Here is an 11468-nt window from a genome sequence, read left to right on the forward strand (position 1 = left end):
CATGCCGGTCCGACGAGGTCTGCATGGGCCCCAGAGTACGGCTGGCGTCCGACAACGGCGCGGTGCAGTCTGTGGGGGACACACATCGGACCGAGGCCGCGGTCCCGGCCCGCGCCCAGGCACCCGTCTCATCCCCGCCTACCCCGCCGCCGAGCGCGCCGTGCGGGCCCTCGCCGAGGCCGTCCGGTACGGCCAGTGGCGCCGGGACGCCGCCGACCCCGGCAAGGTGCCCGAGTACGACGACATCGACGAGAAGGGCGCCGCCGCGCTCATCGACAGGCTGCTGGCGCACGGGCAGGCCCTGACCCTGGGCGCCGACGAGACCTGCGAGCTGCTGGGCCGCTACGGCGTCCACGTGCAGCGCGCCCTTGCCGCCCCCACACCCGACGCCGCCGCCGAGGCCGCCCGCACCCTCGGCTACCCGGTCGCCCTCAAGGCCACCGCCCCGCACCTGCGGCACCGCGCCGACCTGGGCGGCGTCCGCCTCGACCTGGCCGACGAAGAGCAACTGCGCCGGGCGTACGCCGAGTTGACCGAGCTGTTCGGAAAGCCGGAGGAGCTGCGACCGGTGGTGCAGGCGATGGTGCCCCGAGGGGTGGACACCGTCGTCCGGGCGGTGATCGACCCGGCGGCGGGCGCGGTGCTCTCCTTCGGGCTGGCCGGAGCGCCCTCCCAGCTGCTCGACGACATGGCGCACCGGCTGGGGCCCGTCACCGACCGCGAGGCGACCTCCATGATCCGGTCCATCCGGACGGCGCCGCTGCTGTTCGGCTGGCGCGGGTCGGCGCCCGTCGACACCCGCGCCCTGGAGCAGCTGCTGCTGCGTGTCTCCCGACTGGTGGACGACCACCCCGAGGTCGTCGCGCTCACCCTGGAGCCGGTCGTCGTCGCCCCGCGCGGCGTGAGCGTCCTGGGGGCGGGCGTGCGCCTGGCGCCCCCGCCCGCGCGCGACGCCCTCGGCCCGCGCACGCTCCCGGCGTGCTGAGCGCCCGTGCGCCTGAGCGCCCGCCGGCGCGCGGCGGCTCCGCCCACCCGGAGCGACCTCGCCCGTGCACAGCAGTCTCCACAGCGGTCACCACAGCGGGGTCTCCACAACGGTGTTTACAGAGGTTCCGCAGAGGTGTCCACAGCGGGTGTCCACAGCGGTGCCTCGCAGTGGGCGCGCCCCCGTAGGATGGACGGCATGGCCAAGACCAGTACGACGACCCAGGGGCTGCGGGCGGCGATCGAGCGCAGCGGTTACTACCCGGCTCTCGTGGCCGAAGCGGTGGAGGCCGCCGTGGGCGGCGAGCCCATCCGGTCGTACCTGGTCCATCAGGAGACCACCTTCGACCAGAACGAGGTGCGCCGGCACGTGACGGTGCTCGTCCTGACCGGCACCCGGTTCATCGTCAGCCACACCGACGAGCAGGCCGCCGACAGCACCTCCCCGACGCCGTACGCCACGACGTCCACGGAGTCGGTGAAGCTGGACCGGATCTCGTCGGTCGTGGTCAGCAGGGTGGTGGCCAACCCCGAGCAGTACACGCCGGGCACGCTGCCCCGCGAGGTGGTGCTGACCATCGGCTGGGGCGCCGTCTCCCGCATCGACCTGGAGCCCGCCGCCTGCGGCGACCCGAACTGCGAGGCCGACCACGGCTACACCGGCAACTCCACGGCGGACGACCTCAGCCTGCGCGTCAGCGAGGCCGGAGACGGCCCGGAGACGGTGCGCGAGGCGATGGCCTTCGCGCAGGCGATTTCCGAGGCCACCGCGGACCTGACCCGCTGATGACCCAGTCCACCGCCTGGGACCACCCGGAGCCCCTGGCCGTCGCCTCCGCGCCCGTTCCCGAGTACGGCTCCGGCTCGCTCGCCGACCTGCTGCCCACGCTGGCGGCGGGCATGGGCGTGCCGGGCATGACGCCGGTGATCCCCGAGCTGACCCCGGCGGATCGCGCCTGCGTGTTCCTGATCGACGGCCTCGGCTGGGAGCAGCTGACGGCGCACCCCGAGGACGCGCCCTTCCTCACCTCCCTGCTCGGCAGCTCCCGCGGCGGCACCGGCCGGCCCCTCACCGCCGGCTACCCGGCCACCACCGCGACCTCCCTCGCCTCCGTCGGCACCGGTCTGCCCCCGGGCGCGCACGGCCTGCCCGGCTACACGGTGCGCAACCCCGACACCGGCGAACTGATGAACCAGCTGCGCTGGCAGCCCTACACCGAGCCGGGCGCCTGGCAGCCCTACCCCACCGTCTTCCAGCTCGCCCAGCAGGCCGGTGTGCACGCCGCCCAGGTGTCCTCGCCCACCTTCGAGAACACCCCGCTGACCCGGGTCGCCCTCAGCGGCGGAACGTTCCTGGGGCGCCTGACCGGCGAGGACCGCATGGATGTCGCCGCCGAGCAGCTCGCCGCCGGCGACCGCGCCCTGGTCTACACGTACTACTCCGAACTGGACGGCGCGGGCCACCGCTACGGCGTGGACTCCGACACCTGGCGCGGCCAGCTCATGACCGTCGACCGGCTCGCCCAGCGCCTGGCCGAGCAGCTGCCGCCGCGCAGCGCGCTGTACGTCACCGCCGACCACGGCATGGTGGACATCCCGTTCGACGAGCAGCACCGCATCGACTTCGACGAGGACTGGGAGCTGCGCGCCGGCGTCGCCCTGCTCGGCGGCGAGGGCCGTGCCCGGCACGTGTACGCCGTGCCGGGCGCCGAGGGCGATGTGCTGACCTGCTGGCGGGAAGTGCTCGGCGAGCAGTTCTGGGTCGCCTCCCGCGAGGAGGCGGTGGCGGCGGGCTGGTTCGGACCGCACATCGACGACCGGGTGTACGCCCGGATCGGCGACGTGGTCGCCGCCGCCCGCGACGACGTCCTGCTCATCGCCTCCGAGCGGGAGCCGAAGGAGTCGTCGATGGTCGGCAACCACGGTTCGATGACCCCCGCCGAGCAGCTGGTCCCGCTGCTCGAAGTACGCACCTGACGCCTCCTCCCGCACACCGCGGCGGCCCTCACCACCTCCACCGCCGCGCACCACCCCCACCGCCCTCACCGAAAGGCAGCACGACCTCCCATGCCCGAGCTGGTGTTCTTCTCCGGGACGATGGACTGCGGGAAGTCCACCCTGGCTCTGCAGATCGGCCACAACCGCTCGGCGCGCGGCCTGCAGGGCCTGATCTTCACCCGGGACGACCGTGCCGGGGAGGGCAAACTCTCCTCCCGGCTCGGCCTGGTGACGGAGGCCGTCGAGGCCAGGCCGGAGATGGACCTGTACGCCTACGTCGTGGCCGAGCTGTCCCAGGGCGGGAAGGTCGACTACGTCATCGTGGACGAGGCGCAGTTCCTCGCCGCCGAGCAGATAGACCAACTGGCGCGGGTCGTGGACGACCTCGAACTGGACGTCTTCGCCTTCGGCATCACCACCGACTTCCGCACGAAGCTGTTCCCCGGCTCGCAGCGGCTGATCGAACTGGCGGACCGGATCGAAACCCTCCAGGTGGAGGCCATGTGCTGGTGCGGCGCCCGCGCCACCCACAACGCCCGCACCGTGGGCGGCCGGATGGTGGTGGAGGGCGAGCAGGTCGTCGTCGGCGACGTCAACGGCCCGGGCGCGGAGGTCGGCTACGAGGTGCTGTGCCGCCGCCACCACCGCCGCCGCATGACAGCGGCGGCGGCCCGCGCGGCGGCCCTGTCGCCGGACGTCCTGCCGGTCTACGCAAACTGACCGAGCTTCGCCAGGCTTGTCAGCGACGGTACCCGTACTTGACGATTGCGTGCGGGGTCCGTTGAGTCCCCCGCGGGGCTTTGATCCGGCGATCTTCCGGTCTGCGCCGGTCCTGAGTGGTACACCTCTTGCATGGCCGGTATCCAGCATCTGTCGATGAGGGTCCCGTGGCGGGATCGCCCCTGGGATCAGTTCCTTTGTGAGGATCCCCTGGGGAACTCGTCCTGCACGCTGCTAGCGGCGATCGGTAAGGGGCGGGACGACCCCTTCGAGTCGGAGCATGCGGGCATCGAGATCGACAGCCTTGATCAGGACCGGCTCCCTTGCCTCAGCGAGCGAGCGACGTTCATGTCCCGCGTCGGGTACACCGTCCTGAAAAGCCATCCGTATCGCTCCAACCGTGCGCTCAAGGGAAAGCTGCACGAGACGCCCGTCATGGTTCCGGGGTACGCGTTCGAAGCCGTGCCCTTCCGCTGGTTGAACCGTGACTCCTTCGCCCGGGAGATCGGGCACGAACGCGTCCCCACGTTTGATCAGGCCGCGGAGGACGCCGCGGACGCCGCTCTGAACTACTCCCCGCCCTGGGTGATGGACGGGACCAACCAGCGTGCGATCATCGACGCCTTCTTCGACGTCGTGGTGCCGGGCGACTCGCTCGTTTTCACCTATCTCAAGCACTCGCCGTTCCAGGACCAACGCACGGACCGGCTGTTGGTGGGTGCCGCGCGCGTCACGCGCCTCACCCCTCCGCCCATGTGGAACCAGTCGGGTGACCCGCCTTTTCATTCCTCCATGTGGGAGACGATCGTCGAGCACTCGCTCCGCCCCGACATGGCCGACGGGTTCCTCTTGCCTTACCAGCGGTTGATTCCGCTGATGGACGAGGGCCACGATGTCGACAAAGCGCTCGCGTGGGCACCGGAAGGGCGTGTCACCGAGTTCTCGTACGTGACCGAGCATCTGTCCGACGACGCCGCCATCGAGGCCCTGACGTCGCTGCGGTCCGCCGCCGAGGGCATGCGGCAACTGGGTGTGGAGATGCCGGAGGCGGGCCTGGAGTGGCTTCAGGCCCAGCTCGACCGGCTCTGGCAGCTGCGTGGCCCCGTGCCTGGCCTCCCAGGTGTCCTTGAGGACCTTGGCGTGCAGCAACCGTACGTTGCGGCGCGCGCGGTGGTCACTGAGGCCGGTGACGACACCGACCCCTGGGATCTCCTGGAGTCGGTCTTCGCGGAGCCGTCCCAGGCGCCGAAAGCGATCGCTGCCCACATCGGTCCCGTCCAGGCCAGGATCTGGCGGAAGACGGCGGCCGAGCGCCGGGCCGTGCTCCGCCTGCTCTCGGGCTTCGACATCTCCGCCGCCCAGGTTCGGATGCTGCTCAACGGGGACACGGAAGTCGAGCTGTCGGCCGAGGAGTTGCTGGAGAATCCCTATTTCGCCGCCACGTGCACCTACACCATGGCGGAGCATGTGCCCTTCGCCACTGTTGACCGCTCTCTGTTTCCTCCCGCTCATGTGACCTGGAAGCCCCCCGTCCCGGACGAGATCGATCTGGAGGGCCACCTGGACCGGCGCCGTATCGAGGCGCTGCTGACCGACGTGCTGGAACGGCAGGGACGCCAGGGCGACACCGTGGTCCCGGAAGCGGAGGCCCTTGCCCTGGCGCATGAGGTTCCCCTCTCCCAGCCGCCGACTCTCAGCAGGACGATCCTGACCGGCCTCGACCTCCACCACGAAGCGATCGGTGAGCTGGAGCAGTCGCCGGACTATTGGTCGCCGTTGACCAGCGTGTCGCTCGCGGACGGTACGTCCGCGTACAAACTCACACGCTTCGAGCGGACCTCCGAGGTCATCAGGGACTGGATCCGGACACAGGAGGCGCGGGTGCGGCTCGGGCCGATTCCGGACGCCAGGAAGGTGCTGGACCGGGCGCTCGACCGGAACCGGAACGTCGCAGGAGACCTCGACGAGCTGGAGGAGCGAGCCCGCGCCGAGAAGGCGGCAGGTCTCTCGGCCCTCCACGACGCCCCGCTCTCGGTGCTCATCGGCCCGGCCGGCACAGGAAAGACCACGCTGCTGCGCGCCCTGGTCGAGTATCCCGGTGTCGCGACGGGCGACGTGCTGCTCCTCGCGCCGACCGGCAAGGCGAGGGTGCAGCTGGAGACGAAGGTCGGGCTGCCCGCCCGGACCCTGGCCTCGCATCTGAGCGCCACGGGCCGGTACGACGGGGAGTCCGGCAGGTACCTCGTGGAGGGAGACCGGAAACCCCGGCACCAGTACGGCCTGGTGGTCATCGACGAGGCTTCGATGCTCACCGAGGAGATGCTCGCCGCCGCCTTGGACTCCGTCACCGGAGTGAAACGGCTCATTCTGGTCGGTGACCCGCGGCAGCTTCCGCCGATCGGTCCCGGCCGTCCGTTCGTGGACCTGGTGAACAAGCTGCGGCCCGAGGGTTTCCGCGACTGGACACGGGTGGCTCCCGGCTACGTCGAGCTTCAGATTCATCGGCGACAGCTTCCCGACGGCAGTCACGGTGCCCGCCACGACCTGGAACTGGCGGCTTGGTTCGGGGACAACACGCGGGGCGCGGGCGACGAGTCGATCTGGGCAGAACTCGACGCCGATCCGGACCTGCCCACCGTTCGCTATGTGCCGTGGGGCGGCAGGACCGCGGTCGAGGCGCTGACCGACGAACTCCGGCACAACTTCGCGCTCGACGCGGATCCGGACTCGGCCCGGGCCTTCGCGCGTACCTACGGCGGGGTCATCAACGGCCCCTATCTCAACTGGGAGATCGGCTCGGGAAAGGGGGCCGAGGAGTGGCAGATTCTCTCTCCGACCCGTTCCCGGGCCTTCGGCACGGTGGAACTGAACCGCCACATCAAGCGCACCTATCGGGCAGATGACACAGCCTGGGCTCAGAGGAACCTGCGCAGCAACATCCCCAAGCCCATCGGTCCCGAACTGATCGTCCGCGGCGACAAGGTCATGCAGACCACCAACAAACGTTCCACCGCGTGGCCGCGCGACCAGGATGCGTTGAACTACGTCGCCAACGGCGAGATCGGTGTCGCCATCGGCCGCGTCACGCCGGCGAGCAAGGTGCCGAAGTCCCGGTTGCCGCTCAACGTCGAGTTCTCCTCCCAGCCCGGATTCCAGTACTCCTACTGGCCGACCGACGCGGACGACGCGCTGCTAGAACTGGCCTGGGCGGTAACGGTGCACAAGGCGCAGGGATCGGAGTTCGGCACGACGTTCCTGGTCCTGCCCGCGCGAGCGAACGTCTCCCGGGAACTCATGTACACGGCCCTCACCAGGCAGAAGACCAAGGTGGTGATCCTCCACGAGGGCACGCTCGCCGACCTGCGGGACCTTGCACAGCCATGGCGCTCGGAGACGGCAAGGCGGCTCACCGACCTGTTCGACGCCCCGCGGCCGGTGGCGCTGGAGATCCGGGGCACCGCTCACCGCTTCGACCGGAAACTGATCCACGTGTCGGCGAACGGCATTCCGATGGCCTCGAAGAACGAGGTCATCATCGCCGGCCTGCTGGACCGGCTCGCCGCGGGCAAGTGGCAGTACGAGCTGCCCTTCACCGGCAGCGACGGGCGGGTCGTCCACCCCGACTTCACCATCGCCGCCGACGACGGGCGCACGGTCTACTGGGAGCATGCCGGCATGCTCGACCTGCCTGACTATGCCCGGAAGTGGGAACTCAAGAAGGCCTGGTACGCGGAGAACGGAGTGCTGCCGCACAGTGAAGGTGGCGGACCGAGAGGCACCCTGATGTGGACGGATGACCTCGAAGGAGCCGACGCACGCGCCTGGCTGAAGCTGGCGTCCGAGGTGCTCGGAGTGACGCCCGCTGACCCGGATGTCCCGGGCACGAGGCTGCCAGGGCAGGCCCGCAGGGTCGCCAAGAAGACGGCGGGGCGGCGACCGAGCGCCTGATCAGGGGTTCGGTCACGCCGTCACCGTCCACGACGCCGTCACCGTCGGCCGCTCCGGTATTCGGCCAGCGCCCCGCTCGCCCAGAGTGGGACCAGCCGGGGTATCTCGGCCATCGGCACCCTGCCACGCAGGCATCGCAGGCCGAGCTTGGCGAGGGAGTCGGCGGCCTCGTTGAGCGGGTTGCCGACGTGGGCCTTCTCATGGACGAAGGTCAGGCCAGGCGTGTACTCGGCGTACGACTGCAGCTGGACGAGGCTGGGCCGACGGCCCTGCGAACGCAGCCGGGTCTCGTACCCGTCCGGCATCCGGTCACCGCCGCCCTGCCACTCGTGCAGGAGTTTCAGGGCATCGAGGTTGTCGACGCGCACCTCGACGGGCCGCCCGGGGTGCGCCGCGAAGATCCGCCTCAGTCCCCAGTACACGGCGCGGAGCTCGGTGACGACGACACGGACGCTGGGTGCGGTGAGGTACTGCGGGTAGGCATGGGCGCGCAGTCCGGTCTCGCCGGTGGTGGCGAGGTAGCCGGTGCCGACCTTGTCACCGCTGACGGAGGCGTCCGTGGCGAGGACGATCGGTGTCCCGGCGACGGCCTTGACCGCGCCGTCGAAGTGCACTTGCGCACGGCCCCTGAGGGTGGGGCGGGGTGCGCGAGCGAGTGGGGAACGGCGGCCCATCGAGGGATCCTCCTGTTCGCATCAGACGGTGGCGGAGGGAGGAAGAGAGGGACGGGCGGTGCGGTCTCGGACCGCCCGTCCCTCGTCCGCCGCGTCCCCCCACGAGCGCGGCGGCGTATGCGGCGGCCGGTCAGCCGACCTTGGTCCACTCCTGGCAGCCCTTGGTCTCGAAGTACTCGCCCTTGTTGACCGTCACGCGCCCCTGACCCTGCAGGTTCTCGTTGGCGATGATCGCGCCGAGCTCCCCGGAGGCGTCCTTGGTACGCGCCCAGTAGCAGTTCTCGATGACGCTGTCGTGGTTCGGCCCGGCGGTCTTGTAGGTGCCCGGCTGCATGTCCTCCCCGACCAGGTACTGGCCTTCGCCCCCGACCGTGGTGGCCGCCCCAGGCTTCTTGGCCGGCTTCGGCGTGACCGTCACCTTCTCCGTGACGGTGGCGGCGGGCTTGGGGTCACCGCCACGGGCGGCAGCGGTCTTGGTGACGGTGACCGCCGGGGCGGGGGCGGCGGAGTCGCTCTTGCCACCGGAGTCCCCGTTGCCGCCGATGCCGACGCCGACCAGAAGCGCGACGATCGCGGTCGCGCCATGCGTCAGCCACGTCCTGCGACGTGACGGCTTCGGTCTTGACGGCTGCGCGGTCGGAAACCGGCCGTCACCGGGCGGCGGGACCGGCGGTTCGGCGCTCCAGCTCGGTGCGGCGCCGGCGCCGTGGGGCTGCGGGTTTCCGGGCAGTATCGAGGGCGTGTGACGCATCGCGGTCAGCCTCCAAGCGGTGTCCTGTGATGTGGCCCTCACAAGGTGCTCACTGTTCCGGCTCGAAGGCCCGCAACTCTCTGATAACCCCTATTATCAAGCGGGTTTCGCTGTACCTTCCGAGGTCCCGGTAGATTGCTGACGCCTGCCCCACTGAAGAGGGGCGGACCACGAGGCCCGAAGGCGGGGACGCCGGCCTCGAAGACTGCAGGGAAGAAGGGGGGAATACGTCCGATGACGACACACACGGCTTCGACGACCCCCACGCCCATCCTGCCCGAAACCCCGGCCTGGCGGATCACATACGCCGAGATCGCCGCCCTCGCCCAGGTCAAACGCCCGGTCCCCACCACCTGGGCCCGCCGTCACCCCGACTTCCCGGCACCCGTCGCCCACGACGACGGACGTCCCCTGTTCGACGCCCGTGCCGTCGTCGACTGGCTCGCCTCGACCGGCCGCGGCAACACCGACCCCCGCCGCCTGCGCGCCGAGCTGGCCCTGCACACCCTGGCCGCCTGGCGCACGCCGTTGCTGCCGGCGTCCGTCCTGATCGGCGCGCTGACCTCACTGGTCTGCCTGCACCAGCAGCTGGACGCGCCCGTCGCCGACGGCCGGCCCTGGCCCTCCCTCCTGGAACGGGCGGCGGCCATCGACCCGGACGACGACGTCCTCGTCTCCGAACTGCGCGCCCTGCCCGACCCCGACCGCACCGGCCCCGCCCTCGCCCACCTCGCCGACGAACTGATCGACGCCGCCTACAACCCCGCCGAAGCCTTCGACTGGATCCTCCAGGCCCGCCACCGCCTCGGCTCCCGAGAGCCGGCCGCCGACGAGCCCACCCCGGAGGTGACGCGTGCCCTCGCCGCCCTCTCCGGCGTCGACACCCTCGGCGAAGGGTCGGTGATCGCGGTCCCGTACGCCGGCTCCGGTGACCTGCCGGCGGCCTTGCACGACCGCGCCGCCGAGGACTCCGCCCACACCTACCTGGCCGCCGACCCCGACCTGGCCCGGGTGCGCCTCGTACGCCGCCGGATGCTGGTGCGCGGGGTGTACGAGTTCCGGCTCGACGTGGTCCAGGGCGAGGAGGTGTCCGTCGATGAATGGGGCGACCCGGACCTGCTCGTCTGCGCCCTCCCCTACGAGCCCGCCGAGACCCGCGACCCGAAGGCGGTCCTGGAGCAGGTCGCCGCCCTCACCGACTACCTCGACACCGGCGCCGGTGCCCTCGTCCTCGGCCCCGCCGACGCCCTGACCGGCCCGCTCGCCCGGCACGGCGACGCCGACCGCCTGCGCCGCTCCTTCCTCGCGCCGGGCCTGCTCAAGGCCGCGATCAGCCTGCCCGACGGCGCCTACGCCTACCGCCCCGGCTACCGCACGGCGGCCTGGCTCCTCGCGCGCGTCCCCGAGGAGCAGCGCACGGGCCTGGTCCTCCTCGCCGACTACTCCGCCCAGCCGCTCACCGAACCCGTCCTCGCCACGCTCGCCGAGGACATCGCCATCTGGCGCACCTCCGGCTGGCGGCACGACCCGCGCCACGAACCCCGCCACGCCGCCATCGTCCGCGGCACCGACCTCGACGACCGTCCTGGCGCCCCGTTCACCCCGCAGCAGCGCACCCGCACCGCCCGCTACACCCGTACGGTCGCCGAACGCCCCGCCCGCATCGCGGACTTGGAACGCCACCTGGCCGACCTCCACGCGCGGTCCGCCGCGACCGGCCTCCACCTGAACGCCCGTGCGGAGCCGCGCCCCGAGAGCCGGCCGGTGCGCCGCACCAGCGTCGCCCGACTGCTGCGCACCCGCCGCCTGCGCCGCCGCCCCGGCCACCGTTTCGCCCCCGAACACCTGACCGCCGACGGCCACTACCCGGTCCTCACCCCCGAGGAGATCCTGGGGACCGCCCGCATCGGCACCCGCCGCATCGACCGGGGCATCCTCCTCACCGCCTACGAGCACGCGCAGTTCACCGAGCCCGGCGACCTCGTCGTCACCGCCCACCCGCGTTTCGGCGTCCACGTCGACACGGCGGGCCTGTCCCTGGTCGCCGCCCCGGCCCGCATCCTGCGCGTCCATCCCGACGCGGACCCGCCGCTGCGGCCCCGGGTGCTGGCCGCGCTGCTGCGCGCGGCGGCCGCCGAACACGCCCGCGTCGGGGGCGCCGTACGCGCGCCGCGCCGCATCGAAGACCTCGTCATCCCCGACCTCGGCCGCGCCGAGGCCGACCTGTACGAGGCGGTCCTCGCCGACATCGAGTCCCGGGCGGCCCTGCTGCGCGAGCAGACCGCCGCGCTCGACGACCTGTCCCGGCTGATGGCCGCCGGCATGGCCGACGGCACGCTGACCATCCAGCCCGTACCGCACACCGACACTCATTGAGGGAGACGGTTCACCCG

The 11468-nt window shown here is 71.6% G+C and carries 8 protein-coding genes; 6 read left to right on the plus strand and 2 right to left on the minus strand.

Features of this window, described 5'->3' with window-relative positions; all coding sequences use genetic code 11:
- From GV126_RS36645 to GV126_RS24755, 5 genes are all read left to right on the plus strand, one after another.
- Nucleotides 1–985: acetate--CoA ligase family protein (locus GV126_RS36645; RefSeq protein ID WP_236570094.1), on the plus strand; the 985-nt coding region annotated here is incomplete at its 5' end.
- Between the two features lie 189 nt (nucleotides 986–1174).
- Entirely contained in the window at nucleotides 1175–1771 is a 597-nt protein-coding gene (locus tag GV126_RS24740; protein ID WP_159674061.1) for a DUF5998 family protein, read from the plus strand.
- Nucleotides 1771–2961 carry an alkaline phosphatase family protein gene (locus GV126_RS24745; protein WP_159670733.1) on the plus strand — a complete coding sequence of 397 codons (1191 nt, stop codon included), beginning with the start codon at nucleotides 1771–1773 and terminating at the stop codon, nucleotides 2959–2961. Before GV126_RS24740 ends, GV126_RS24745 begins: the two co-directional genes overlap by 1 nt.
- A 90-nt stretch (nucleotides 2962–3051) precedes the next feature.
- A complete protein-coding gene (locus GV126_RS24750) occupies nucleotides 3052–3702 on the plus strand; it encodes a thymidine kinase (RefSeq protein ID WP_159670736.1) in 651 nt (216 codons plus the stop codon).
- A 132-nt stretch (nucleotides 3703–3834) separates the two neighbouring features.
- Nucleotides 3835–7650: an AAA family ATPase gene (locus GV126_RS24755; RefSeq protein ID WP_159670738.1), complete on the plus strand. Its 3816-nt coding sequence runs from the start codon at nucleotides 3835–3837 to the stop codon at nucleotides 7648–7650.
- A 38-nt stretch (nucleotides 7651–7688) separates the two neighbouring features.
- On the opposite strand, the gene GV126_RS24760 is transcribed toward GV126_RS24755, so the two are convergent.
- Complete coding sequence (locus GV126_RS24760; protein WP_159670741.1) at nucleotides 7689–8264, minus strand: ribonuclease H family protein; 576 nt, start codon at nucleotides 8262–8264, stop codon at nucleotides 7689–7691.
- Between the two features lie 190 nt (nucleotides 8265–8454).
- On the minus strand, nucleotides 8455–9075 hold the full coding sequence (locus GV126_RS24765) for an Rv1352/Rv1906c domain-containing protein (protein WP_236570095.1): 621 nt from the start codon (nucleotides 9073–9075) through the stop codon (nucleotides 8455–8457).
- Nucleotides 9076–9309: 234 nt separating this feature from the next.
- Between GV126_RS24765 and GV126_RS24770 the strand changes: the two genes are divergently transcribed.
- Nucleotides 9310–11451 carry a hypothetical protein gene (locus GV126_RS24770; RefSeq protein ID WP_159670743.1) on the plus strand — a complete coding sequence of 714 codons (2142 nt, stop codon included), beginning with the start codon at nucleotides 9310–9312 and terminating at the stop codon, nucleotides 11449–11451.
- The last annotated feature ends 17 nt before the right edge of the window (nucleotides 11452–11468 follow it).

The organism is Streptomyces mexicanus (assembly GCF_902506575.1).
GTDB lineage: Bacteria > Actinomycetota > Actinomycetes > Streptomycetales > Streptomycetaceae > Streptomyces > Streptomyces mexicanus.